This is a genomic window from Micromonospora rhizosphaerae, assembly GCF_900091465.1.
Classification (GTDB): Bacteria; Actinomycetota; Actinomycetes; order Mycobacteriales; family Micromonosporaceae; genus Micromonospora; species Micromonospora rhizosphaerae.
The window spans coordinates 4193699-4217122 of sequence record NZ_FMHV01000002.1 but is presented as its reverse complement, the minus strand read 5'-3'; the positions used below and the strand labels follow the sequence as shown (position 1 = coordinate 4217122).

Annotated in this window: 26 protein-coding genes; 11 read left to right on the top strand and 15 right to left on the bottom strand. The window is 69.0% G+C overall.

Features of this window, described 5'->3' with window-relative positions; genetic code table 11:
* Positions 1–40: 40 nt before the first annotated feature.
* Positions 41–244 (bottom strand): hypothetical protein, encoded by a 204-nt coding sequence (locus tag GA0070624_RS19710; protein WP_091343199.1) that lies wholly within the window; start codon positions 242–244, stop codon positions 41–43.
* Between the two features lie 189 nt (positions 245–433).
* On the opposite strand from GA0070624_RS19710, the gene GA0070624_RS19705 reads away from it, so the two are divergent.
* Both GA0070624_RS19705 and GA0070624_RS19700 read left to right on the top strand, forming a co-directional pair.
* Complete coding sequence (locus GA0070624_RS19705; protein ID WP_218105214.1) at positions 434–904, top strand: VOC family protein; 471 nt, start codon at positions 434–436, stop codon at positions 902–904.
* A 498-nt stretch (positions 905–1402) separates the two neighbouring features.
* Positions 1403–2032, top strand: a complete 630-nt coding sequence (locus tag GA0070624_RS19700) for a VOC family protein (RefSeq protein ID WP_091343194.1) — start codon at positions 1403–1405, stop codon at positions 2030–2032.
* Between the two features lie 167 nt (positions 2033–2199).
* On the opposite strand, the gene GA0070624_RS19695 is transcribed toward GA0070624_RS19700, so the two are convergent.
* Positions 2200–2739: a hypothetical protein gene (locus GA0070624_RS19695; RefSeq protein WP_141715098.1), complete on the bottom strand. Its 540-nt coding sequence runs from the start codon at positions 2737–2739 to the stop codon at positions 2200–2202.
* Positions 2740–2893: 154 nt separating this feature from the next.
* Here GA0070624_RS19695 and GA0070624_RS19690 point away from each other — a divergent pair, with 154 nt between their 5' ends.
* The gene (locus GA0070624_RS19690; RefSeq protein ID WP_091343189.1) at positions 2894–3208 is read left to right on the top strand and encodes a YciI family protein; all 315 of its coding nucleotides are present in this window, start codon (positions 2894–2896) and stop codon (positions 3206–3208) included.
* Positions 3209–3542: 334 nt separating this feature from the next.
* Here GA0070624_RS19690 and GA0070624_RS19685 read toward each other — a convergent pair whose 3' ends face one another.
* Positions 3543–4178, bottom strand: a complete 636-nt coding sequence (locus tag GA0070624_RS19685) for an acyl-CoA-like ligand-binding transcription factor (protein ID WP_091343186.1) — start codon at positions 4176–4178, stop codon at positions 3543–3545.
* Positions 4179–4258: 80 nt separating this feature from the next.
* Between GA0070624_RS19685 and GA0070624_RS19680 the strand changes: the two genes are divergently transcribed.
* On the top strand, positions 4259–5197 hold the full coding sequence (locus tag GA0070624_RS19680) for an oxidoreductase (RefSeq protein WP_091343184.1): 939 nt from the start codon (positions 4259–4261) through the stop codon (positions 5195–5197).
* A gap of 145 nt (positions 5198–5342) precedes the next feature.
* Here the strand turns inward: GA0070624_RS19680 and GA0070624_RS36900 are convergent, their stop codons facing one another.
* Positions 5343–5864, bottom strand: coding sequence for a DUF6624 domain-containing protein (locus tag GA0070624_RS36900; protein WP_425413552.1), 522 nt, complete (start codon positions 5862–5864; stop codon positions 5343–5345).
* Here GA0070624_RS36900 and GA0070624_RS19675 point away from each other — a divergent pair.
* Together GA0070624_RS19675 and GA0070624_RS19670 are read left to right on the top strand one after the other, a co-directional pair.
* Positions 5748–5987: a hypothetical protein gene (locus GA0070624_RS19675; protein WP_141715097.1), complete on the top strand. Its 240-nt coding sequence runs from the start codon at positions 5748–5750 to the stop codon at positions 5985–5987. The two genes, GA0070624_RS36900 and GA0070624_RS19675, sit on opposite strands and share 117 nt — an antisense overlap.
* Before the next feature lie 398 nt (positions 5988–6385).
* A complete protein-coding gene (locus GA0070624_RS19670; protein ID WP_091343180.1) occupies positions 6386–6730 on the top strand; it encodes a DUF6966 domain-containing protein in 345 nt (114 codons plus the stop codon).
* Between the two features lie 297 nt (positions 6731–7027).
* Here the strand turns inward: GA0070624_RS19670 and GA0070624_RS19660 are convergent, their stop codons facing one another.
* The 4 genes from GA0070624_RS19660 to GA0070624_RS19645 all read right to left on the bottom strand — a co-directional run bounded on the left by GA0070624_RS19660 (position 7028) and on the right by GA0070624_RS19645 (position 9139).
* A complete protein-coding gene (locus GA0070624_RS19660; protein WP_091343178.1) occupies positions 7028–7435 on the bottom strand; it encodes an MmcQ/YjbR family DNA-binding protein in 408 nt (135 codons plus the stop codon).
* 129 nt (positions 7436–7564) lie between these two features.
* Positions 7565–8014: a VOC family protein gene (locus GA0070624_RS19655; protein ID WP_091343176.1), complete on the bottom strand. Its 450-nt coding sequence runs from the start codon at positions 8012–8014 to the stop codon at positions 7565–7567.
* Between the two features lie 79 nt (positions 8015–8093).
* Entirely contained in the window at positions 8094–8507 is a 414-nt protein-coding gene (locus tag GA0070624_RS19650) for a DUF2267 domain-containing protein (RefSeq protein WP_091343174.1), read from the bottom strand.
* Between the two features lie 338 nt (positions 8508–8845).
* Positions 8846–9139: a DUF1330 domain-containing protein gene (locus GA0070624_RS19645; RefSeq protein WP_091343171.1), complete on the bottom strand. Its 294-nt coding sequence runs from the start codon at positions 9137–9139 to the stop codon at positions 8846–8848.
* Positions 9140–9305: 166 nt separating this feature from the next.
* On the opposite strand from GA0070624_RS19645, the gene GA0070624_RS19640 reads away from it, so the two are divergent.
* Together GA0070624_RS19640 and GA0070624_RS19635 are read left to right on the top strand one after the other, a co-directional pair.
* On the top strand, positions 9306–9737 hold the full coding sequence (locus tag GA0070624_RS19640; RefSeq protein WP_091343169.1) for an SRPBCC domain-containing protein: 432 nt from the start codon (positions 9306–9308) through the stop codon (positions 9735–9737).
* A complete protein-coding gene (locus tag GA0070624_RS19635) occupies positions 9727–10056 on the top strand; it encodes an ArsR/SmtB family transcription factor (RefSeq protein ID WP_091343167.1) in 330 nt (109 codons plus the stop codon). The genes GA0070624_RS19640 and GA0070624_RS19635 overlap by 11 nt, the downstream gene beginning before the upstream one ends.
* Positions 10057–10167: 111 nt before the next feature.
* On the opposite strand, the gene GA0070624_RS19630 is transcribed toward GA0070624_RS19635, so the two are convergent.
* The 6 genes from GA0070624_RS19630 to GA0070624_RS19605 all read right to left on the bottom strand — a co-directional run bounded on the left by GA0070624_RS19630 (position 10168) and on the right by GA0070624_RS19605 (position 19076).
* Positions 10168–10956, bottom strand: coding sequence for a hypothetical protein (locus tag GA0070624_RS19630; protein WP_091343165.1), 789 nt, complete (start codon positions 10954–10956; stop codon positions 10168–10170).
* The gene (locus GA0070624_RS19625) at positions 10953–12236 is read right to left on the bottom strand and encodes a CHAT domain-containing protein (protein WP_091343163.1); all 1284 of its coding nucleotides are present in this window, start codon (positions 12234–12236) and stop codon (positions 10953–10955) included. The genes GA0070624_RS19630 and GA0070624_RS19625 overlap by 4 nt, the downstream gene beginning before the upstream one ends.
* Complete coding sequence (locus GA0070624_RS19620) at positions 12233–15595, bottom strand: NACHT domain-containing protein (protein WP_091343161.1); 3363 nt, start codon at positions 15593–15595, stop codon at positions 12233–12235. Before GA0070624_RS19620 ends, GA0070624_RS19625 begins: the two co-directional genes overlap by 4 nt.
* Positions 15596–15625: 30 nt before the next feature.
* On the bottom strand, positions 15626–18160 hold the full coding sequence (locus GA0070624_RS19615; RefSeq protein ID WP_176731783.1) for an AAA family ATPase: 2535 nt from the start codon (positions 18158–18160) through the stop codon (positions 15626–15628).
* 371 nt (positions 18161–18531) lie between these two features.
* Positions 18532–18783 (bottom strand): hypothetical protein, encoded by a 252-nt coding sequence (locus GA0070624_RS19610; RefSeq protein WP_091343157.1) that lies wholly within the window; start codon positions 18781–18783, stop codon positions 18532–18534.
* Positions 18780–19076 (bottom strand): DivIVA domain-containing protein, encoded by a 297-nt coding sequence (locus GA0070624_RS19605; RefSeq protein ID WP_091343155.1) that lies wholly within the window; start codon positions 19074–19076, stop codon positions 18780–18782. Before GA0070624_RS19605 ends, GA0070624_RS19610 begins: the two co-directional genes overlap by 4 nt.
* A gap of 323 nt (positions 19077–19399) precedes the next feature.
* Between GA0070624_RS19605 and GA0070624_RS19600 the strand changes: the two genes are divergently transcribed.
* The 3 genes from GA0070624_RS19600 to GA0070624_RS34140 all read left to right on the top strand — a co-directional run bounded on the left by GA0070624_RS19600 (position 19400) and on the right by GA0070624_RS34140 (position 21864).
* A complete protein-coding gene (locus GA0070624_RS19600) occupies positions 19400–20287 on the top strand; it encodes a helix-turn-helix domain-containing protein (protein WP_091343153.1) in 888 nt (295 codons plus the stop codon).
* Entirely contained in the window at positions 20280–20483 is a 204-nt protein-coding gene (locus tag GA0070624_RS19595; RefSeq protein WP_091343151.1) for a DUF397 domain-containing protein, read from the top strand. Before GA0070624_RS19600 ends, GA0070624_RS19595 begins: the two co-directional genes overlap by 8 nt.
* Positions 20484–20811: 328 nt before the next feature.
* On the top strand, positions 20812–21864 hold the full coding sequence (locus GA0070624_RS34140) for a hypothetical protein (RefSeq protein WP_141715095.1): 1053 nt from the start codon (positions 20812–20814) through the stop codon (positions 21862–21864).
* Between the two features lie 249 nt (positions 21865–22113).
* Here the strand turns inward: GA0070624_RS34140 and GA0070624_RS19590 are convergent, their stop codons facing one another.
* On the bottom strand, positions 22114–23379 hold the full coding sequence (locus GA0070624_RS19590) for a serine/threonine-protein kinase (RefSeq protein ID WP_091343150.1): 1266 nt from the start codon (positions 23377–23379) through the stop codon (positions 22114–22116).
* Positions 23380–23424: the final 45 nt, after the last annotated feature.

Here is a 23424-nt window from a genome sequence, read left to right as displayed (position 1 = left end):
GCACGCTTCTAGCCGCTGAGCACGCGCGACCCCCTACGAACTAGAGGTGGTCGCAGTACGGAGAGCAACGACGGCCAAGGGCGTGGCCCAGGTCCCGCAGAAGAGTGCCCAGGCGCTCGACCTCCTCGGCGGTGGGCGGAGTGATGGCTGCGCCGGCCGCGATGTGCTCTCCGGCCTCGTACAGCGCGACGTACAGATCTTCGGCGGTTGCGCGGTCGAGCCGCAGAACGATGTCATCCTCCATGCGCAGACCCTAATCGCACGTCTCGCGGCACCGGTTGGCCAAGGTCAGGTGCGCGGATCTGCCGCCCAACCGCGCGCTCGTTCTCGCCGCTCGGTGCGCAGTCATGCCGAGTTGTGGACGGTCACACGGTGACGACAGGCCTCCTCGGTTGGCCTAGATACTGTGAACGCCGCCTGCCGTGGCAGAAACATGTTCGATACGACGACGGGAGCACGGTCCATGTCATACGTACGACGCTTCGACCACGTCGGCATCACGGTCGCAGATCTCGATGTCGTGAGCGCCTTCTTCGTGGCGCTCGGCCTGGAGGTCGAGGGCAGGGCGTTCGTCGAGGGCGAGTTTTTGGAGACGGTCTGCGGCATTCCCGACTCCCGCACCGAGATCGTCATGCTGAAGTCGCCCGACGATCGTGCGCGCCTGGAGCTCGCGAGCTTCGTGCGGCCCGACTCCGTGCCGGGCTCGCCGGCCGCCATGGCCAACGAGCTGGGGTTGCGAAACGTGTCCTTCGAGGTCAACGACTTGCAGGCCGCTGTCGATTGGGCAGCGAGCGAGGGCTACGGACTGGTCGGTGGCATCGGCGAGTACGAGGGTGCTTGGCGGATGGCCTACGTCCGGGGGCCCGAAGGGATCATCGTCTCGCTGGCTGAGCGCATCGGCTGAACTCGCAACGCCCGCGTCTGCCGCGATCCGAGCGCTACTCACTGTCACGGTGATCGGGTCAGCGGTCGCTCGGTCATGCCGAGATGAGTGTGTTGCGGGCTGGCGAAATAAGTCGGTCGACTTCTGAGGTTCTCGGCCTGGGAGGGCGGCGGAGCGACCTGCTGTCGTCTGGTTGACAATGCTTTGCGGAAGCCCGTGCCTACACTCCGGGCGCCGGAAGGCCATCGACCGATGAGTGCACCGATCGCCCCGACCGGCAGTTCGCGCCCGACTGATCCGGCAACGGGTGCCGAAGTTGGTCGCCGCGGGCGCGAGGGTCGTTCGTGACGAGTGGTATGGCGACGTCCTTGGTCATGTCGTCATGCAAGACACCGAGGGCAACAAGTTCTGGGTCGCCTGATGCCGGATCGACGCCACATCGCGGGATGATCTCGTCCTGGAGAACGAGGTCGCCATTGGCTGGGCGTCCGTCTTGCCTTCGATGTTAGTTTCGCCTGCATGACTGGGCAGATCACGGCTGGGCAGTTCCACGCGGCCGACGGTGTCGAGGACTGGCGCTGCCTCTACCATGTGGTCTCGGCCTATTTCCCGACCGGCTCGTTGGACAAAGGCATCGAGCTCGTCGCTGAGATCGGCCGGCTCGCCGACGAGCACGAACAGCAGTACCTCGCTATCGATCTGCGTCGCGCCGGCGTTACCGTGAGCCTGGGAGTGCGCCACATCGCGCTGGCCCGGCGGATATCGGCCGCGGCCAAGCAACTGGACATCCCGGCCGACCCGAGCGCCGTGCAGCTCATCAACGTCACCCTTGACGCGCTCGTCGGTGCGGATGTGCTGCCGTTCTGGCGAGCGCTGCTCGGTTATCGCCAGCTCGGCGAGGACTACCTGTTCGACCCAGCGCGTCGCGGCCCCGGCTTCGGTTTGCAGCACATGGATGCGGCGCGCCCACAACGCAACCGCATGCACCTCGATGTCGCCGTCCCACACGATCAGGCTGAGGCCCGCATCGCCGCCGCCTTGGCTGCGGGCGGCCGCCTAGTCTCCGACGCGCATGCGCCGATGTGGTGGATCCTGGCCGACGCCGAGGGCAATGAGGCCTGCGTCGCCACCTGGGTCGGACGCGAATAAGGGACCCACTCCGGGCAGCAAAGACTAATGGCGCACCGCTACCCCTTCCGCGCCGATCGGCGAACCGAGCATCCGCTTCTGCCGCGATCCGCGCGCTACGCAGCGTCACGCCGAGCTGACCTGGTTGCCGTCCGGACATGCCGAGTTGAGGACGTTATGGCGGACGCCTAGCGGCAGGCGACAATGGGATCGGCTCTCGGCCAACGCTCGACGTCATCTCCTGCCCGCAAGTATGCCGCGTCTGGATCCGACGGTGAGAGCCAGAGCTCAAGTTCGCCGTTGCGGTATCCGGTGTCCCGGGCATCATCAGGCAGGTCGGTGGCGATCGCCAGTTTGTCGCGAACCCCATAACCGATGACCCCTTCGGGGTCACGGATGAACTGGCGGATCTCGGCGGTCGACTGAGAGACGGTGCCCAGCGGCCACCCGAGGTGCATCATCACCGCGCTCTGCCAATCGCAGTGATCCGGTCCGGCGATGCTGTTCAACTCTCGCCCGTCGACCGGACGGCCTCCCTTGGTCCACGTCGGGCCCGGGTAGGGCTGCGGAGGGGAGAAGTAGTACGCGACCGACCCCCGCGTCGACGACGTGTCGTCACGTTCGCCTACAGCGGGTACGTGCCGGCGGACCTCGCGCTGACCCCCGTGGCCGGCGGGGCTGCAGGCAGTAAGCAGCACCAGACTCAGGCCGGCGGCGAGGATACGCATCATTCCACTGTGACGGATCGCCGGCGGCACAGGTTCCATCGGCGGGACGTGACCATCCTGTTCTGCCGCGAGTGGTGGCGCCAGACGGGCCGCTGCGCTGACCAGCTGACCAGCTGACAACGAAAGTGTGTGACCCCGGTGGTAGGACGAGACCATGTATCTCGTTCACCTGTCGCACGCCGGCCCGCATTGGGATCTTGCGAGGCCGATGGAAGAACAGACCGACTGGCTCGCGCACGCGTCGTACATGGACCTGCTGGTCGACGAAGGGATCATCGTCTTGGGCGGTCCGCTCGACGACGTGCGCGTGGTGCTGGCTATGGAGGCGGAGTCCGAGGAGGCCGTCCGGGCGGTACTCGGCCGGGATCCGTGGAGCGGTACCCACCTGCGGATCGACAGGATCGACCCGTGGACGATCCGCCTGGACAGCCGCCATACCAGGGCTGACCGGTCGAACATCCGCTCGTAGCCGTGTACCGCACCGACCCCGTCAACGCCGGCCGGGTGGGCGTGGCCGAGCAAGGTAAGGCCCGCCCGCGCACAGCCGCACGCACGACCGCTCGTAGCCGCTGATCGGGCGCTCGCCTCTGCATCTCGATCAGGAACGCGCGGCGCCGGCCTTGAGGCTCCGCAGCTGTTCGACCTTGCGTTCGGCATCCTGCCGTAAGTACGAGTCGAGCGCCGAGAGAGGCATGGCGTCGGCGTCGTCACCGAGACGGAGGACAGGAGCGTAGAGCGGCAAGCCTCCCCGTACGTCGATCTGCACGCAGTCGACCGACTGGATTGCGCTCCCGGGGTGCCGCTCAGCCGGCGCCGTGCGACGCGGTAGGCGCGTCGAGGGCCGGCGCCACGACGGCGAACGCCCGGTCGGTCAGCTCGGCCAGGTGCTGCTCGTCGTCGCCCGCCTGCCACTGCTGGAGCACCGTGTCGAATGCCAGCAGGGCCATCCCGGCGGCCATCCGCGGGTAGGGGTCGGTGTCCGGGTCGAGGCTGCGGCGGGCGGCCAGCTCGGCGGCTAGACCGGCGCGCCACTGGATCTGCCGTTCCAGCCAGCGGGCCTGCAGGGCAGGGGTGTCCAGGATCAGCCGGACCACGACCCGGGCTCGCTCGGCGTGGTCGGGGTGGTCGGTGCAGGCGGCGAGTGGCACCCAGACGGCGTGGCGCAGCGCGACCGACGGCGGCTCGGTGCGCGGCCGCGCGGCGAGTTCGGCGACGATGTCCGCGCCCATGTCGGCCAGGAACCGGACGACCACGTCCTCCTTGGACGCGAAGTAGCGGAAGAAGGTGCGCCGCGACATGCCGGCCGCCGCCACGATGTCGTCGACGGTCACCACGTCGAAGCCCCGGGTGGCGAGCAGCATCAGGGCGGCGTCGCGCAGCTCGTCGGCGACGAGCTGGCGTTTGCGTTCGGCCATGCTGCTGTCCGCACGAGATCTCATTCGCCGATGCTACGTCATGCCCACCATGACATCTAACGCACGCCTTGACACATGGTGTCACCGACAGCACAGTGGGACGCATGACTGCTGATGGCTGGACCGAGGAACGGATCCCCGACCTGAGCGGCCGCACCTTCGTCGTCACCGGAGCCACGAGCGGACTCGGCCTGGTCACCACCCGGGCGCTCGCCGCCCGCGGCGCGCGCGTGGTGCTCGCCGTCCGCGACGAGGAGAAGGGCCGCCGTGCGGCCGCCGGCATCGCCGCCACCCGGCCACGCGTCGATTTGCAGGTACGGCGGGTCGACCTGGCCGACCTCGACTCGGTGCGGGAGTTCGCCGACCGGATGCACGCCGAGCATCGCCGGGTGGACGTACTGATCAACAACGCCGGGGTGATGGCCCCGCCGCGCACCCTCAGCCCGCAGGGGCACGAGGTGCAGTTCGCCACCAACCACCTCGGGCACTTCGCCCTCACCGGGCTCCTGCTCGAGCTGTTGCTGGCCGGCCGTGACCCGCGGGTGGTCACGGTCACGTCGGTCAACCACCGGCGCGCGAGGCTGCCCTTCGCCGACCCGACCGGCGAGCAGGGCTACTCCCCGATGGGCTTCTACAACACGTCCAAGCTGGCCAACGCAATATTCGGTTGTGAGCTGCACCGCCGGCTCAGCGCCGCGGCCAGCCCGCTACGTAGCATCCTCGCCCACCCCGGCTACACCGCCACGAACCTGCAGACCAGCACCACCACCCCGATCTGGCGGATACTGCTGGGCCGGATCGGCAACCCGCTGCTCGCCCAGCCGGTCGACCACGGCGCCTGGCCGCAGCTGTTCGCCGCCACCGACCCGACGGCGCGGCCGGGCCAGCTCGTCGCCCCCGGCGGGCCGGCCGAGCTGCGCGGCCACCCCGCGCCGGGAAAACTGTCCGCGGCCGCGACCGACCCAGACCACGGCCGCCGCCTGTGGGAGCTGTCCGAACAGGCCACCGGCGTACGGTTCAGCTCGCTGCGCCCATCGAGCTGACCGGCCACACGTCTCTCTACACGACCCGTCGCCTACCTCGGGCCGTCGGCCACCGGTGCCGCCTCGCTCCACTACTCCGCCGGATCGGGGCGGCAGATGCGCCCCGCCCGCGATTCAGGGATTCTCCCGGCATGGCACTCTGCGCTCACAGCGGGCTCATCGTCGGCTCAAAGAGGTCAAGGGCTTCAGCGCCAGAAACCGGACGTAGACATGGGGCCCTCACCCGAGAGACTTCCAGGAGCACCGACCAGGGCGGGCCGCGACACCCCGCACCCCTACCGCAGACTAGTTCGCGTCCTGGGCGCAGATCGCGGTCATCTCGGCCAGGTAGCTGGCCAGCGGATCGAGGCCCGCCGCCGCTCGCCGCTGGTCGACGCCGGGCTCGTCCCGGATCGGGGTCGCGGGGACTGGGGTCCGGGCCGCACCGCATTTGCGTCCCGTACACCTGTGGCTCCCCCTTCGCGACTGCCACCCGATCCTCGAGATATGCGAGGTTGCCCGGCGACGCCCGACCGTGTGCGGCGGCCTCGCGCAGCAGTGCGAGCGCCTCTTGCTGGAAGGCGAGGTCGAAGTCGGAGTGCTGGGCTATCGCCCAGGCGGCATCCTCGCCGTCCTTGCCGACGAGATCGATGGTCGGCCAGCCGTACTTGTGGACGATCTCCTTCAACCGGGCGGTGCGCTGCTGATCACTCTCGCCCTGGGGACGGCCCTGGCGCTCGTCCTGGTCACGCTCGAGCATCTCGATCAGCTCGTCGTGCAGAGCCTTGTCGAACCTTGCCGGAGAGCGTGATGGGGACGGCACGGCCGACGCGGATGGCTCGACAGGCCGGGGCGAGGTCGAGCAGTCCGCCAGCGCCACGAGGGCGGCCAGCGGCAGCAGGACTCGCAGCAGGACTCTCATAGGCACACTCCGCCCGCCGATTGTCGCCGGCCGCGCCGGCAGTCACAAGGAGGTTAGGTCTCATTAGCAACGGCGACAGCAACCGACCTCGGACCAGGATGGCCGTCGGCGAAGGAGCGCGGACACTCGCCCGAGGTCGACGGACACGGACGGACACCGCCGGACGGCGCGCGCAGTTCTTACAGACAGAGGGGTCACCGGGTCGCGGGAGGCGCTTGTGCCGAGTCGACGAGGACGATGTCTAGGCGGCACTCGGATTCATCAAGCACCACACGAGGAGGCCGGCCGTGGTCGAGGTGCCGCAGTCGCGTATCGATTGGAACCTTCGGCGGTTCCGGTCCGCGCTCGTCGAGCTGCGCGAGCTGCTACGCCGGCATGACAACGAGCACTGGGCACAGTGGGCGGACCGAGCACTTACCCGCTTGGATGCTGGGGATGCGGCTGGCCTTGATTACTGGCTGGACGCATACGGCGGCATGGGAAGCATCAACGATCTGTCGATCAACTGGAGCGGGTCGCTGTCGCCGGATCGAGAGCAAGCCGTCTACGAGCGGATCGAGGAACTCCGAGGATTGTGTTACAGCCTGGCGGCTCAGCTCAAGGTCGACATTCAGGAATCTCGGCAGCAATGACCATTCGAGCGGCGGAGACCAGTCGCCCGCTGGGCGACACGGACGCGGTGCGCGAGGTGACGCAAGTCCGCCAGCAGCCGGCGGGGGTCGCCGCCGGCGGAGCGGCCCACGCCGAGATTGCCGGCGATTGCGGTGACTGACCCGCCGCGGGCTTGGCGGACGCGGGCGATGTCGAGCTGGCCGGCATGACCGCGACCGGCCGGCGCCCGCAGCGGCTGCGGCGCGCAGTCCGTCGATGGTGCGTTCCCGGACCAGCTAAGGCTCGGCCTGCGGCATCGGGGGAGCCGCTACCGCGGCCTACTGATCGGCTCTGCTCAGATCCGGGCTCAACGAGTCGGTGCCGTCATCGAGGTCACCGACGAGCGAGTCCGGGGCACGCATGCGCCACGCGTCGGTGACGAGCTCCTTCAGGCGATCGACGCTCACCTGCGTCAACCTCAGCATGACCAGGGGCAACCCGTCATACGCCGGCGTGGTGAAGAAAGCCTCGGGCTCGCCGAGGAGCAACGCCTGCTTCTCCGCTTCGTCGCCGACGTACAGCACCGCGATGTCGGTCCGGATGAGGCGCGGCGTACCGGGTCTGCGCTCGGGGTAGGACCAGACGAACCCTTTGTCGGCGACCCGGAAGTCGAAGCCGTCACTGTCGATCTCGACCACGTGCGGCAGCGCCAGCGCCAGCTGACGAACATCATCGGCATCAGCCATCGAGGTCGCTCCAGCACACCGCCCCCTGCATCCGGACAGCCTAACCACCCCGCCGCTCCGCCGGCCCACAGGACTCGACAGCGAGACGACCCGCCGGAAGCGACGCCGTAGAGCAGTGTGAGCCGATCGTCAGGCGGTGGCGGCCCGACCCATCTCGGCCAGGATCCCGGTGCCCTGACCGAGCTCGATCAGGTAGCCGTCCGGGTCGCGCAGGTAGCACCGGATCTCGACGCCATGATCCTTCGGCTCGGTCAGGAACTCCCCACCCCGTGATCGCCATTGCTCATAGACTGTACGGACATCGGTGACCCGGACGTTCATCGCGCCGCTGAGTGTGTTCGGATCCGGCGGGGCTTGGGCTTGGATGGCCGGCTTGTCGTCGGTCGGACCGCCTTCGTTGTTGATCACGATGTAGCTGTTGTGGAACCGCAGGATCGCCGGCTGGCGTTCCCGCACCACCGTCGCTCCCAGCACCCGCTGGTAGAACTCCCGTGAACGGTCCACATCCCGCACGATCAGCAGGTGTGTGAGCACCAGCCCACCCTCGGGCTGGAAGTAGTCCGGCGCCTCGCTCGCCATCCACGCCTCCTGGGTCCAGTTGGCAACGGCGTACCCGCGTGCGGCGCGGGCACACCTGCTCCTGCCTCGACTGTGCGTGCTACGAGCCGGGGCGCGGCAGGCCACCGGCACCCACCGGTTCGATCACCTGCCAGAACTCCTTCGGAAGCTGGGCCACCGTGTCCTCGAACTCGTCACGGGAAACAGCCTCACGTAGCGTGGTGAGCGCCGCGCGGACCCCGGCAGCGGCGAGCGCACGGTCGACGCCCGGGCGTTCCGCCACCCGCTGCACGAAATCCTCGAGCCCGAGCAACGAGTTGGGCTGTTCCCGCCTAATCGCTTGGCGCAGGCAGTCGTCAAGCCCTTCGGGAAGCTGATAGGCAAGGTCCTCAGCCTGGCCGGCGCTGATCCGATCTGCCAATGTTTCCAACGTCGCGCGGGTGAGTGCCGCCGCCTGATCGGTCGACACCTTTGCCCGCGTGGCCACTGCGTTGATGAAATCCTGGTATTCCACCTGATTCTCCTCTCCGGCCGGGTCGCCGTTCAACCGTTGCCGACGCGTCCATACCGTCAAGGGCACTTCACCTCAAGGGCCCGGCGAACTCCTGCCTCGCTCGACAGCCTTCCCGGAAAAGGGTGACGGTGCCTCATCCCGATCGGGCGAACCAGCAAGGTGCCCCCCGACAGCGGCCTCCTCGAGATCCGATGATCGGGAGGGTGAGCTGTTCGACCGTGAGGCGGCCGCGAATTGCCGGGTTGGCGGTTGAGCCGTCGAGCCCGCCCCCGCCGCGTTCAGCGGCGGAGGCGACGGGCGCAGGAGCCGTCGTGGTCGGCGCGGAGGGGCGGCGTGCGTCAGGACGCCGCTTCGATGATGCGCAGGTCGCGTTCGGCTCCGTCGTCGAGCGCCCGCAGCGCCTGCTGGTAGGCGGGGCTGTTGTAGGCGGCGACAGCGGCGTCGACGCTGTCGAACTCGATCAGCGTCGTGCGCTCCACGATTCCGGACTCGAACGCGTGAGCCGGGAGTCCGCGCGCCAGGAACTTGCCGCCCGCGGCGCCCAGCGCCGGCCCGGCCAGCTCGATGTAGGCGGCGAGCTTCCGCTCGTCATTGATGGACCGGAAGGTGTTGATCCAGTAGGCCTTCGGCATCGTCCCTGTCTCCTGTTCGTTGTGTGTCCAACCCTACGGCCGAACGCGGGTGGCCATCCGGGCACCACCGGTGGATCCCGTCCAGCAACGCTGAACCCTTGACGCAACCGGTCGATTGCAATAGCGTGAGTAGCAACTGAACGGTTGCTACTCACTGGAGGCTGTCATGGGGTTCCCCGATCGCATCGAACGGACCGTCGAGCTCGCCCACCCACCGGCCAAGGTCTGGGCCGCGCTCACCACGGCCGAGGGACTGGGCACCTGGTTCGGCAACCGGGCGACGATCGACCTACGCCCGGGCGGGTCAGCCCAGGTGACCTGGACCAGCGGCGACCGGGCCGACCTGCGTATCGAGCGGGTCGAGGAGCCAACGGTTTTCGGCTTCACCTGGCACATCTACGGCTTGCCCGACGACGATCCGCGCCGCACCTACGTCGAGTTCACGCTCGAACCGGTCGGCGCGGGCACGCGGCTGACCGTGGTCGAGTCCGGCTTCGCCCAGTTGCCGGAAGACGACTACCGCAAGGCGTACGCCGGCAACACCGAGGGCTGGGCGAGCGAGCTGGGCGAGTTGGTCGAGTACCTCAATGCCGCCTGACATCGAGGCGATCGCCGAACAGGTCTTCATCGCCCTGGCCGACCCGAGCCGGCGCGGCATCCTTGCCGCGCTGGCTTCGGGCGGTCCTGCCACGGCCACAGACCTGGCCGATCGCCTGCCGATCACGCGGCAGGCGATCGCCAAGCACCTGGCCCTGCTTGCCGAGGCCGGCCTGGTGACGGCCGAACCGGGAGAGCGGCGCCGGGTGCGGTACCGACTCCGCTCCGCCCCGATGCAAGTGGCGCAACAGTTTCTGGCCGCGCTGGCCCGCGACTGGGACCGCCAACTCGACGCGTTGAAGGACCACCTCAGCGATTGAGCTCGGTTCCCCCCTGCTCGGGCAGCAGGCGCGACCACCTCCTGGTTATGAAGCTGCCGTCACGGTACGGGTCGACCGGCGTGCACCGCCGCCCTGTGGCGGACCAGCTCCTCACCGCGATTCGGACAGGTCCTCCGGGTACTCGACCTCGATGACGGTCGGCTCCGCAGCTGTGGCCGACGGTCCGACCATCCCGGGCCCGTCCTCCCTGCCCCGCGTTGCCTCAATTCGCGGCCCGTCCTGCCACCAGCGGTCTTGCACGCACCGACCGCGCCACAGCACGGTCGTCTGCCGCTGGCTGGTGAAGGTGGCAGCCAGCCCGCGAGAGGATCCGACGCTGACGCCCGTCCCGCCGCCGGCCAGTGGTGCCCCAGCGGCCACCGCCTTCACGCCGAGGTCGACCACGGCCTCGCCGTCCGCACTGGCGGACACCAGGATCAGCACCGGTCCGCCCTGCGCGACCTCGGTCACCAGCACCCACTCCCGGCGCCAGTCGCCGCGCTGGTAGCGCTGCACCAGCAGCCCGTCGAGGGTGTCCAGCTCGACGATCTGTCGGGTCCGCACCGCTCCGGCCTTCAACACGAACGCGCCCGCGCGGGAAAAGCGAATGCGCAAGCCAGCGTTGCCGGAGACCATCCCTGGCAGCGGCTCACCGTTCGCGCCCACCCACGATCTCACCTCGGCACCGTCGCTGGAGGCGTAGTCGAAGCTGGTTGGCACGCCGACGGGCCCGACCGAGAACGGGATGCCCAGGGCGGACAGGGTTGTGTGCGTGGTCCAGCCCCCGTCGCCGAACACGCCGATGTCGCCCAGGCGCATGGACGTGCCCGGCAGCCAGACCGGGAGTCGGTCGAACCCACCGCGGGTCTCGTGCCACAGGTCGCTCAGGAGGGTCTTCATGCGTCGCCTCCCGGGACGGGTACGGCGTACGTCGGTACCGGCGCGACCCGCAGGCCGGCGTACGCGTGGACGGAGTACAGCAGCCCGAGTGGGTTGCCCCAGTCCTGCAGCAGCCGCCACTTCGCCGCGTGCAAGGCCTGCCCGACATCCATCCCGTGGGCTAGAAGGTTGGTGTAGAACCAGCGGGACACCGCGGCCGCGGCCCCGTCCGGGACGTTCGCCGCGGTCCCTATGATGCCCCGGTTGCGGTTCTGGGCGAAGGGCTTGAGCAGCGACGTGGCAGTGGCCGGGTCGAGCGCAGCGGTCCCGCAAGCGTTTAGGAACACCAGCGGCATTGGCGGCCGCCGATCGGGTGGCGGAGAGGAATCCGGGTCCGCCCAGATCCGCATCAACTCGTCGACCAGGTCGTCCAGGAGGAGCATTACCTCCCGGCCCTGCTCGTCAGCGAGCCGGTACCCCGGCATCCGGTCTCCATCGCCCACGCCCTCGCAGTGGCAGGAGAAGTGCACCACTTGGTCGAGCGGGCCGTCGGGGCGCCCGTCCACGCCCAGTGTGGGATCGCAGAGCTGCCGGGCGACGGTGGGAGCCGTCTCGTCGCCGACGTCGCGCGGGTACGGACCGCGCAGCCGGACCAGGTCCCCCCTGCCCCGGAAAAAGCCCAGCTCCTGCTGGGCGCCCGGGTAACGGGAGTCGTACATCATCCGCAGGGGCAGCCGGTCCCAGCCGTCCAGGGTGGAGTCGTCCACCGGCCGGTCAGGGTCGCTGCGCTCGACCACGACTGCGAAGCCGGTGAAGGCGGACGCGACCTGGGCCAGCTCGGCGACGTCCCGGGCCCGGCCGCGGGTGACCGGGTCGAACAGCGGCACCAGTTCCCACGGGAAGTACTGGTCGGAGCGAGCCAGCACGTGAATCAAGGGGGTGTGCGGGGTGCGGGTCCGCCAGGTGGGGCACGACTCCCGCAGGAAGCGCGACATCCGGTACAGGTCCGCTTCGGGGTCCAGCAGCGCCTCCGACAGGAAGACGCGGCCGGCCCTCGCCATCGTGCTCAGCGCGTCCGCGGCGGCGTTGACTGGCAGGGACCGGCCGGTTCGGCAGCGGTCCGCTGCCGCCCCGATGGCGCGGCCGAATTTGTGGTGACAGGCGCGCAGCACATCGGGGGCGGCGAGTCCGACGGTGAGGGAAGCCGACCCGTCGGCGGCGGTGAGCCGCAGCTGGACGCCACCGTCGACCGTCCGGCACCACACGGTCACGTCCGGGCGGCGTTCGGGCCGGCCGCTCACGCGCCCTCCCCCGGATCCTCCGCCATCAGTTCGATCGGCAGGGACTGCACCAGCCGGCCCGAGGCCACCAAGCTGATCCGCAGGTCGTGCCCGCCGGGCGTGGTGGCTCGCACCGACGTCCGGTGCCAGATTCGGCCATCCTCCACGGGGCACCCGGCCGTGAGTTCCGGTTCGGCCACCTCGACGAACGGCGCGTCCACCAGCACGGTCAGGTCGACGTGTGAGGCCGGCGTCCCCACAGCGGCCACGACCTCCCGCCACACCTGCACGCCGACCAGGTCGGGCCGGCCCCCTGGCTCACCTGCGTACGCCCGCCAGCCGGTGGCCACCAGTACGGTCAGCTCGCAGGTCTCCCCGACCGGCACCCGCCAGACGGGTGCCGCCCCGTGTCCCTCGGCGAGTTCGGCACCATCGAGCCCTGCCCCCAGCGCGCCCCGGAAGACCACCGGCTCCTCCCGTGCCAGGTCCTGCCGCAGTTCGTCTTGCACCCGCTGGACCACCTGACTGCCCAGCCGCGCCGCTAGCGTGTCCGTCACGGCCGGGGCCAAGGCCAGTGGCCCCGCCCCCGCGGCTACCAGCACGGGCATCGCCTCGCGAGCCGGCCACCATGGAGCCGTGATGGCCGCCGGACCACCGTTCGCCCCGGGGACCGGCCCGGCCGGGGTGACCGACTCGAGCAGGCGCAATACTCCGCGCAGGCCCGCCCAGTCCTTCTGAGCGGAGAATGCGGTCGCTGCATCCACCAGCAATTGCCGGCCACCGGAACGGTCCCCGGCGGCCAGCCGGATCTCACCGGTGACCCGGCAGAGCCGGGCGACCAGCGGGGCCAGCACCTCCGGCATCTCGTCCGTTGCCAGCAGAGCGTCCAGGTCCCGTTCCGCCGTGCGGACGATCTGGTCCGCCTCCACCGGGTGTCCCAGGGCGAGCACGGCGCGGGCGAGCAGGCACTGGGCTCGGACCACGCCGATCGGATTAGCCATCTGGCGGAAGGCGACCACGGCGCCGGCGGCCCGCCGGACGGCTCCCTCGGCGAGGCCCGGCTTCGCCGCTCGCGGACGTGGGCCGGCCGGCGATGCCGCGCACTCCTCGAGCAGCAGCCGCGCCCGGCGGTACCGCAGAGTCGCGGTCCGGCGCTGGTCGCCCCCCATACAGCGGGAGGCTTGGTCGAGGTACTCCGCGGCGCTCTGCCAGTCCCCGCGGCGCCTACTGGCCTCCGACATGGACAGCCGGATCCGGTAGCGGGTCGACTCGGTCAGCTGATCGTAGACGATCTCGTCACGCACCGCCTCGGCCCGGAAGTCCACGTGGTGGGCCTCGGCCAACAGGATGCCCACCAGCCGCTGCTCCATCTTTTCCCCGGCGACCTCTGCCAGCCGCGCGGCCTCCTCGAGCCGCTCCACCGCGTGCGTATAGGCCCCGGCCTGCAGGAAACCCTCGCCGATCTTGCGGGCGGCCACAGCGAGGCGACGCCGGGCTGCCCCCACGGTCGCCGGGTCCCCGGCTAGCCGTCGCGCCCGTTCGACTGCCCGGCCGAAGCACGCCTCCGCGTCCCGGTACCGCTCCACGGCCACGAGGTACGAGCCCTTGGCCAGCAGAACGTCGACCACCCCGAGGTCGACGCCGTTCTGCTCGGCCGCGTCCACGGCCCGATCGTATGCACGCAGGGTCGCCTCCTGGGAGATCTCCTCGGCCACGCAGCCGTCGAGCCACGCCCCAATGCGCCAGCACAGCGGGCTGAAGTCCGCATCCCGGCCCAGGTCGCTCTCGATGACCTTCAACAGGTTGGGGTACTCGGCGCGCACCCAAGCGACCGGGTGGTCGGCGATCAGGGCCGGCAACTTCGAGTGCGGGTCCGCCTCGGCCCAGGCGTTGCCGGACAGGTCCGGTTCGAGGATCGCCAGCGCGGCCCCCGCCATCGCCGCGTATGTCCGCACGAGCCGCTCCTGCGCCTCCTCCACCTCGTACGCTGGCAGTTGCCGAACCTGCTCGGTGGCGAAGAGCTTGACCAGCGGGTGCAGGCCGTACCGGGCGACGGGGGAGATCACGTCGGGCCCGAGGTCCTCCAGCAGTTGCGCCGCGGCGAGCCGGTCCACCAGCGCCTCCGCCTCGGCCGGGTCGAGCTCCAGCAGCGGGCCGAGTACCCATGGGACGAAGGTGGCCGAGGGAATCAACGCAAGCATGCACAGCGCCCGCTGCTCGCGCGGCAGCAGCCGGTCGTACTCGGTCCGCAGGTGTCCGTGCAGCGAGCGCCCCGGCCGGTCCAGCCAATTCAGCCGGGAGCGGGATTCCCGTAGCAGCGCGGCGATCTGGCAGATGTCCGCCCCGTCTTTGGAAACCCGTTCGCCGGCCGCCCGCAGCGCCAGCGGTAGCCGGCCGCAGAGCTGTACGACCTCTGCCGCACATTCCGGCCGGACGCTCTCGCCGGTGCGGGACACCGCGCGGAAAATGGCCAAGGCCTCGTCCTCGTCGGGCGGGTTGAGCGAATAGGACGGTTCGACCAGCGGGTCCGGCCAGACCAGGGCCCGGCGACTAGTGATGATCACCGCGGCGGCCGGGTCGCTGGGTAGCACGGGCCACACCTGGTCGGCGTTGCGCGCGGCGTCCAGGATGAACAGGATCTTCTTCTTCGCGGTCAACGAGCGGAAGATCATGGCCCGTCCCACCGCAGTGTCCGGCATCTCGCTTTCGGCCCACCCGAGCGCGATGAGGAAGTCCTTGAGGATCTCCGCCGGGTTGCGTGCCGCGCCTCCTGTGCCGAGGTTGACGACGATCTGACCATGGGGATAGGACCGGGCCAGCCGCCGCGCGAGCTCGTCGGCCAGGCTGCTCTTGCCAACCCCCGCCATGCCGTGCACCAGCAGCACCACCGGCCCGGCGGCCCGGCGACGGGCTCGGCGGTCCGGACCGTGGCGCAGCAGCGAGCGAACGCCGGATGGGCGCTGGGAACGCTGGATGTCGTGCAGGCCCTGGAGCTCCCTCAACTCGCGCTCCCTTCCGCGGAACAACTCGTCCGGGGACGGCAGCGTGGGTACCCTCCTGCGCCGCCATCCGGCCAACCACCGACGGGCGGGGTCGAGCCTCGACCGCTGGCGGCGCGACCGCCGGTCCGAACGCTTCCGCGGTGCCTGCGGAGCACCGACCGGGATCTGCTCGTAGTTTTTCTCGGGAGGGTCGGTCAGCAGCACGGCGAGGCCGCCGAGCAGACCCATCAGCAGTAGGGCGGGCAGGTGAAGGACGGCCGGGATGGCGTCGTACGCGGTGCCGAGCAGGCTGCCGAGGCCGGCTACGGTCGCGGCGAGGGCGATGCGTACCTGTCCGCGGCTGCGGCGCAGCCGCTGGACAAACGAGCGTAACGACAAGGATCCTCCCCTCGAAGCCGGTGGTGCGGGTCAGCCGCCCGCCTGAGAGGTAGTGGCGCCGGCCCTGGTTTTTGCAGCTGAGCGCAGCAGGGCCGGGCCCTTCGACCCGACGGTCCCGGGTCCGCGATCCGGCGCGGGAGCCGACAGTAGATCGCCTGATGTGCGCGCCTCCCACAGCGCCCGGCTGGCGCGCTGCAGGCCCCGCTCGTCTCCCAGATTCGTGAACGCCTGCTGGGCGGCGGTGAGCAGCTTGACCACCTCGCCGGTCCGTCCCGTCCGGTGGTAGACCACGGCCAACCGGGTCGCCGCCTCCGCCTCGATCCACCGGTCACCGCAGCGTCGAAGGGTGCCGAGGCACTCCTCGAGTTCCTGCGCGGCCAGCGGGAGGTCGTTCTCGGCGAGGTGGGCCAGGCCGAGGGCGAGCCGGGCGTGTGCACCGCCGTAGCGGTGGCGGAGGTTGGTGAACCCGTCGAGAGCGGCCACGGCGAATTCTCGGCTCTGGTCGAACCGCTCCAGGTCGAGCAGAACGAGCGCCCGCTGCAGTCGAATCCAGGGGCGGCGCAGGCGCTGACGGCGGTTGCCCGTGAGCGACTCCGCCTCCTCGAGTACCGAGTCGGCGGTGTCGGACAGCTCCGCCCCGTCGCCCGCTGACTCCGCCATGCCGTCGACCGACCCGCCGCTCACAAGGGCACTGCCGGCCAGGCCGCATGCCCGCAACAACTGGGCGTACGCGAGGAGGACGGCAGGTCGCTGCCGGACGCCGGTCTCGCCGAGGTCGGCGCAGAGCTTTTCAGCCTGCAGGTAGTGTCGCCTGCCGGCGTCCAGGTCGCCCCGCTGGGCCTCCAACCGGATCAACTCCCGCAGCACCCGTATCTCCTCATCGCGATCCCGGGCGTCGCGCGCGAGCTCGAACGCGGCTGACAGGTCGTCCGCGGCCGTCTGGGTGTCGTGCAGCTGCTGGCGGAGAGCACCCAGCACCCGCAATGCGCGCGGCCCCGCCACCTCGGCGCGGTCCCGTGCCTCCTCGGCGCAGGTGATGCCCTCGTCAATCCACCCCAGTTCGGCGTACACCTCGCCCAACGCGGCGAGAGTCAGGGCCTCCTCCGCCGCGAGCGGGAGCCATCCCGAGTCGTCGGGTTCCAGCCCGGCGGCCCGGTTCCGGCAGAGCGCCAGCGACTCCCGGGCGGTGTTCAGCGCGTCGTCGAGCCGACCCTCGTCGAGGGCCTCGAAGACGCTGTGCCGCAGGTCCTCGTTGATGTCCTGGTGAATCCGCCGGTTACGTTCCGCGTGTAGGGCCCTCCGGGCGCTGCGGCGTTGCGGGGCCAGGATCAGGCCCTTCAGCCGGTTCAGCGCGTATCTGTGTACGTGCGCCGGAACCCGGAAGACCAGCAGCCCGGTATGGTCGTCGAACCGGCGTTCCACGAAGCGGGCGGAGGCCAGCCGATCGAGCAGTCGGCCAGCGATGGCGTCGGTGAGTCGCCGGTCGTCGTGCGCGCCGTTGTAGAGCGCCGTCAGCATCCAGCGTTCCACAGGACGCCGCTGGTCGGTCAGGCCCAGCAGCGCCAACGCCTCCCGTTCTTCGCTGGTGAGCAGGGCGAACGCGAGATCAAGGATGCCTTGGAACGGCACTTCGAGGGTGGAACCTTCGGCGCGCGCCGGGTCCGGGATACGCCGCACGACGTGCTCCAGGGTCCAGTTCTTGCGCACGGTGAGGACAGCACCCGCGAGTTGCAGCGCCACCGGGTAGCCGCCGGAGGCCGTCACGACGCGTTTGGCGGACGCCCGCTCCTCAACGACCCGCCTGCCGCCGATCAACCGGTCCAGCAACTCCATCGCGGCATCGAAGCCGAGCGGAGCCAGCCCGATCGACAGGTGCGGGGCTAGCTCGGACACAGGGCTACGGCAGGTCACGATCGTCAGGCACTTGGCGCCCGCCGGCAGCAGCGGTTCGATCCGGTCGAGGTCGCCGGTGTTGTCGAGGATGAGCAGTACCCGGCGATGGCGGGTATGGTTCCGGTACCACCGGCTCAGTTCGGCCGGTCCCGGCATCCGTTCGCGCGGGCCGCGCAGGGACCGGACCAGGCTCTCCAACCGCTCCTCCGGCAGCCGGTTGTCCGCCGTGTAGAAGCGCAGCAACAACTGACCGTCTGGGTACTGATCGGCGACAAGGTGCGCCACGGTGAGCGCGAGCGCGGTCTTGCCGACACCCGGGTCGCCGTGGATGACAACCAGCCCACCGCCGTCGCGCCCGTGCTCGGTGAGGTACTGGCAGATCCTGTCGATCTCGACGTCCCGACCGACGAGCAGGCCCGGCGGTGGCGGCACGTCGGCGGGTACCACGCGCTGGCGGCGCGGGCTCCCGGACGGGTGAGCAAGGCCGCCCGGCACTGCGGCCATGGTGGGCAGCGGCCGGCGACGGACGACGACCAGCGCGATGCGGGTCAGAACGCCGACCGCGATGAAGGTGAATACGGCAGCGGCGAATTGGTACACCAGGGGCGGTGGATCGGGAAAGGCAGCGGGCAATGCGAACGAGGTCGCCTCTGGAACGGCGTACGCATGCATGGACTCTCCTCGAAGGGGTCCATTCATGATGCCTGCCGGACGCAAAGCGAAGCCAGGTGATTGGCACCTTTAGATCAACGGAAAGGCGGCCGGTGGCGCGGAAACTGGCTGTCGAGCGCCGGCGACCGGCCGGACGGGGGATGCCCGGGCGGACGCCGCCGTCCAGTGGACAACCGCCACGACTCGCAGTTCAATTCGAGGCCGCCGCCATACGCCGCCATCACTGGTGCCGCCTTCAATCACGCTCGATCAACTTGCGGATGAGTGCGCCAGGCTCGATGCCGCGAGCTTTCGCTCCGGCGAACAGGGCTTCGGTTCCACGTACCCTACGGACGGTGCGGGAGACGTCGCATCCTTGGCCCGAACCGGTGTCAGCGGCGGAGGCGGCGGGAGCAGGGGCCGTCGTGGTCGGCACGGAGCAGGCAGCGCCGCCCGCCGGGCAGGAGCCGGTCGCAGAAGACCCGATGGCGTAGGTTCTGGTCGTCCTCGGCCGACACGGTGGTCTCCCCCGGGTCGGCCTGCGGCAGCATCCCGGTCCACCGGGCCACCACCCGGGCCAGGCGCTGCGCGGCGGGCAGGTCGGCGGCGGTCACCGGCAGGTGGATTACCCAGCGCTCGGTCACCGGCGCTCGCCGTTCGCCCGACGGGCCTGCTCGGACTGCCAGCAGCGCAGCGCGGCCTTGATTCGCAGCGTCTCCTGGCGGTTCTTCGTGATCTCGGCGTAGAGCGCCAGCATGTCGCCGGCGACCCGGTCGAGGTACGCGTACACCTCGACCGGGTCCAGGCCGCGGCGCCCGAGCCGCGCCAGCGGGAAGCGGCGCTCGCGCACCTGCCATGGCAGCAGCCAGGGGTACGCGGACGAGCGGTAGGCGGTCGCCTCGCTCCCCTGCCCCGGTCGATCGTCGCGGACGCTCATCAGCCTGCCCCTCCTGCTCGTGGAAGGGGTGGGCCCGCCCGCCCAGCTCCGCACGGGCGGACACACCCCGCCCTGACACCGCAGCTTTCCTCAGCGGTGCGGCACCAGGGCTGCTCAACGGATTGCCGATCGAGAGGCGCGGCGGCCGGTCGGGGAGATCGCCCGGCCGCCGCGCCGGTAGTCATCCTGTGACAGTACGAAGTGGACAGGCAACGTTTGACAGCGGATTTTCTGGGACAAACCTTGACTTATTTTCCTGAAACCCAAAGATGTTCCAGGGGCGTGTCACGCGGTGTTGCGGAATGGAACCAGGGAGTGCCCGGATGGCAGAGGACATCGGCTCGACCGTGCCACGCCGACAGCTCGGCCGGCTGCTGCGACAGTTCCGCACCGAGGCGGGCGTGACGCTCGACGCCGCCGCCGAGGCGCTCGAATACAGCCGGCAGAAGATCTGGCGGATCGAGTGCGGCCTGGGCGCGGTCCGGGCGCTGGACGTCAAGGCGATGTGCGAGCTGTACAACGTGTCGCCGGAGATGACCGAGGCGATGCGCGGGCTGGCGGCCGAAACGAAGTCCAAGGGCTGGTGGCACGCGTACGGGGACGCGGTGCCGAGTTGGTTCGAGCTGTACGTCGGCCTGGAATCCGCCGCATCCCGTCTCCGCGGCTATGACGAGTCCCTGATCCCCGGCATCTTTCAGACCAAAGAGTACGCTCACGCGCTCTACCGCCTTGGGCGGACCTTGAGCGATGAGGAGCGTGAGCGCGCCGTTCAGGTACGGTTACAACGGCAGGCGCTGCTCACTCGGCGACTCCCCGCCGCTCCTCGACTGGAGTCGGTGTTATCAGAGGCGGTGCTCCGCCGAACCGTCGGAAGGGCGGCCGTCATGACCGCCCAGCTCTATCACCTCATCAAGCTGTCCGAGCTGCCGAACGTCTCGGCGAGAGTGCTGCCGCTGGCGGCCGGCCCTCAGCCCGGCGCGGTCGCAGGCACCTTCATGATTCTCGACTTCCCCGCGACCAAGGGCGGCCGGGCGGCGCCGGAACCGCCGATTGTCTACAGCGAGTCGCTGACCGGGGCGCTCTACCTCGACAAGCCTGACGAGCTGGCCGCCTACGAGCGCGTCTGGAGGGGTCTGGATGCGCTCGCCCTCGGCGAGGCAGAATCGAAGGACATGATCAAGAGAGTCATCGGGGAGATGCGGCATGACTGACCTGACCGGCGCCGTCTGGCGCAAGAGCACCCGCAGCGGCGACAACGGCGGCGCGTGCGTGGAGGTCGCCGACAACCTCCCCGACATCGTCGCCGTACGCGACTCCAAGGACACGGACGGACCGACGCTCACCTACGCGTCACAGGCATGGATGGCCCTTGTCGCGGCCATTAAGAGCGACGGCCTCACGTCATGAGGTTCAGCCCCGATGTCGTCGGGGCGGGGAATGCGCCAGCCACGCCGATGCGGTCAGGATGTCTGCCACCCTGTTCGAGCACCGGTCCCGGCTGACGGGCCTTAGCTGCCACTGCCCGCATATGCCGCCACCGGCGAGCCAGCGGCGCAGCCAGAAGTCGTTCAGCGATCTGCGCTGCTTGAGCAGCTACCTGCCGGCCTAGGGCGACAGCGAGCCACTGCTTGGCACGCTCTGTCGGCCACCCGACTCATGCTTCGTGATCGTCAACCTTTGCATGAAGATAGCCCTTCCATGACTAACGAGGCGCTAGCCATACCAGGGGAGCGTTGTGGCGAGCGACGGTGAGGAAGTCCAGCGGGAAACGCCGCCTGCGCCGGCCGCACAGCCGGTCTCAATTCAAGCAAATCGCGTACCCCGCAACCTCTCATTTTCAGCTTCAACCACGGTAAAGGCTCTAATTGCTTCACCGATCGTCATCCTGCTAGCCACGGGGACGCGGCTTATCTTAATTGCCAACTATGATACGGCAACAGCAACATCAATAGCTTCAGCCAATGGTGCCGCTAATACGATTTTAGGCACGGTTATTCCTCTTCTTCCCGCTTTCTTTCCGCTTCTCTTTCTGGCCTTAGTTCTCTACCGGAAGGCATTGGCGGCACTCCTGACCGGTGTTGCAATGATGCTCGTGTCACCGGCGTACTCGTCTTTCACAGCAGCTCTGCATACGGGGTCGCGACGCTTCTTGGTGATTGTTACCGCCCCGGCACATTACTTCGACTGGGTGGCCGAAAATGAGCGTCATCTGCGCTCATTCCCTGCAATGTGGCAGGCATTAACAGACGGCGTCGAGTCACCCCGCGACCTTCTACTGGTGGCGGCAGATTGGCGAGTCCAGACGCTCTTCTATGCTCTCGGCGCAGTCGTCCTGGCCCACAATGCCGGGCGTCGCTGGCGTCACGCACGCGAAGACAGGTCATTCTCTTGGACGGGCATCAAGTTTCGCCTATTGCCGCTCGGCATGGCCTTCACGGCACTTTTCGTGCTGGCATTCGTCGATCAAATCTATCAGCCGCCGAGCAAGCCGCGCGTAGTGGCCGAAATTCTGCGACAACCGTGGGTCCCACCCGAGAAGCTAACGCTTACGAACGGTGCATGGCGGGTGGGATACACGCTTTCGTACAAGGATGGGTGGCACGTCCTACTGGAAGAGGAGAGTCGTACGATTATTTACATCAGAGCAACTGACGTCAAGAGCCGGACCGTATGCAGCGTCAGCACTAGCTTGAAAGGTGAAAGACCACCGCTCATCCGGCTCGGGCCGCCCGTGCCGGACGGGGTCCCTGAATGCCCCAGCCGCGACAACTCCTCCCGCCCCAAGTGACCTACCAAAATGGGTTTACAAATGAGCATTTCCGTGGATTGGACGGGGGCGTCGCTGCTAAAGCGCTGGATTAGTGGACTCGAGAACGCAAGGAGAGAGCAACACGAGCCTTGCCGCCGAACCTACGCAGCGGCACCTCCACCTACGTCCACTCTGGAGGCCGCTTGCGAGGTTATGCCGACGATCAGAGGATGCCGTGCGAAGCGCCGGGCATGCCGCGGTGTCTGATCGGGGAACCCCATCCGAGAGTTAACGGATGGCGGGCGGCTCAGCGACTGCGGTTGGCTCGCCCAACTCGAGCTGGCAAGCCGTCGCCTGTCGCCGGCACTCTTCAGCAAGATGGTCGTCCTCTGACTGGTCTAAGGCTCGCGCCAGCGCCTCAAACGCCTGACGGGCCTGCCGGAAGTCGCCTGCAAGCACGTACAGGTTGGCGAGATCGAGCCTTAGAGCGAGGATCTCTGCAGCGGGCGGTTCCACACGGGGCTGTGAGCGGAGAGCGTCCTCCAACACGTCGGCCGCTTGCACGAACCGTTCGTTCTCGGCCAGTTCCCGTGCCCGTGCCCGCAGCTCGACCAGTTCCGGCTGGGACCTCTGCGGTGGCAGGAAATCGGCTCCGGACGGAGGTACAGGCGCGTGGGGCTTGACCGTCCGCGTGGCCACGACCCCGAGGCTGTGAGCGCCTTCGAGAAAGGGCGTGAGGAGCTGCTGGATCTCTGCAGCCGATGCCGGCCTATCTGCGGGGTCTTTGGCCAAGAGGCAGAACAGGAGATGCGCCAAGTCGTCGGGCACGTCCGACCGGTACTCGGTGACGATGGGGACCGGTGATTGCATGTGCCGGCGGAGCATGTCGGGAGCGTTCTTGGCTTCGTAGGGCGGCTTCCCGGCGAACATCTCGAAAAGGATGCACCCGAGCGCGTACAGGTCCGCGCCAGGTCCGACGACGCCGCCTGAGGCCTGTTCCGGCGCGATGTACGCCGGAGTGCCCAGCGTATGACCCGTGGCCGTCAAGCGGGATGCCTCGGCCGGGCCGAGCAGTGCGGCTACACCGAAGTCGAGGACCTTGACCACTCCGGAGGGCGTAATCATCACGTTCTGGGGCTTCAGGTCACGGTGCACCAGCGAAGCGTCGTGCGCCGCGGCGAGCACCGAGCAGATCTGCGCCGCGATCGAGGCGGCTTGTCCTACGGGTAGCTCCTCCTGCTCGGCGATAAGATCGGCGAGCACGACGCCGGGCACGAGTTGCATGACGATGTAGAGGTCCGGACCGTGCTCACCCAAGTCGTGCACAACTGGCACGCCAGGGTGGTCGAGCCGGGCGGTGACCCGTGCCTCCCGTCGGAAGCGCTTCACCGCGACCTCTCGCTCGTCCTCCGGCACCTCCATCTGACGGAGGAACTTTACCGCCACCGGTCGGTCGAGCCGTTCGTCGTAACCCGCCCAGACCTGACCCATCCCGCCGCGCCCGATTGGGTACGTCAGCTCGTACCGGTCGCCGATGCGGTCCCGCGCCTGCACGTCTCGCCTCCCCAGATGTCCTGCCTACCCCCGCCCAGGCAGGGG

Coding starts and splice junctions, on each gene's coding strand:
- GA0070624_RS19710 (WP_091343199.1), bottom strand. CDS start 244: ATGGAGGATGACATCGTTCTGCGGCTCGACCGCGCAACCGCCGAAGAT.
- GA0070624_RS19705 (WP_218105214.1), top strand. CDS start 434: ATGTTCGATACGACGACGGGAGCACGGTCCATGTCATACGTACGACGC.
- GA0070624_RS19700 (WP_091343194.1), top strand. CDS start 1,403: ATGACTGGGCAGATCACGGCTGGGCAGTTCCACGCGGCCGACGGTGTC.
- GA0070624_RS19695 (WP_141715098.1), bottom strand. CDS start 2,739: ATGCGTATCCTCGCCGCCGGCCTGAGTCTGGTGCTGCTTACTGCCTGC.
- GA0070624_RS19690 (WP_091343189.1), top strand. CDS start 2,894: ATGTATCTCGTTCACCTGTCGCACGCCGGCCCGCATTGGGATCTTGCG.
- GA0070624_RS19685 (WP_091343186.1), bottom strand. CDS start 4,178: ATGAGATCTCGTGCGGACAGCAGCATGGCCGAACGCAAACGCCAGCTC.
- GA0070624_RS19680 (WP_091343184.1), top strand. CDS start 4,259: ATGACTGCTGATGGCTGGACCGAGGAACGGATCCCCGACCTGAGCGGC.
- GA0070624_RS19660 (WP_091343178.1), bottom strand. CDS start 7,435: ATGGCTGATGCCGATGATGTTCGTCAGCTGGCGCTGGCGCTGCCGCAC.
- GA0070624_RS19655 (WP_091343176.1), bottom strand. CDS start 8,014: ATGGCGAGCGAGGCGCCGGACTACTTCCAGCCCGAGGGTGGGCTGGTG.
- GA0070624_RS19645 (WP_091343171.1), bottom strand. CDS start 9,139: ATGCCGAAGGCCTACTGGATCAACACCTTCCGGTCCATCAATGACGAG.
- GA0070624_RS19640 (WP_091343169.1), top strand. CDS start 9,306: ATGGGGTTCCCCGATCGCATCGAACGGACCGTCGAGCTCGCCCACCCA.
- GA0070624_RS19635 (WP_091343167.1), top strand. CDS start 9,727: ATGCCGCCTGACATCGAGGCGATCGCCGAACAGGTCTTCATCGCCCTG.
- GA0070624_RS19630 (WP_091343165.1), bottom strand. CDS start 10,956: ATGAAGACCCTCCTGAGCGACCTGTGGCACGAGACCCGCGGTGGGTTC.
- GA0070624_RS19615 (WP_176731783.1), bottom strand. CDS start 18,160: ATGCATGCGTACGCCGTTCCAGAGGCGACCTCGTTCGCATTGCCCGCT.
- GA0070624_RS19605 (WP_091343155.1), bottom strand. CDS start 19,076: ATGAGCGTCCGCGACGATCGACCGGGGCAGGGGAGCGAGGCGACCGCC.
- GA0070624_RS19600 (WP_091343153.1), top strand. CDS start 19,400: ATGGCAGAGGACATCGGCTCGACCGTGCCACGCCGACAGCTCGGCCGG.
- GA0070624_RS19595 (WP_091343151.1), top strand. CDS start 20,280: ATGACTGACCTGACCGGCGCCGTCTGGCGCAAGAGCACCCGCAGCGGC.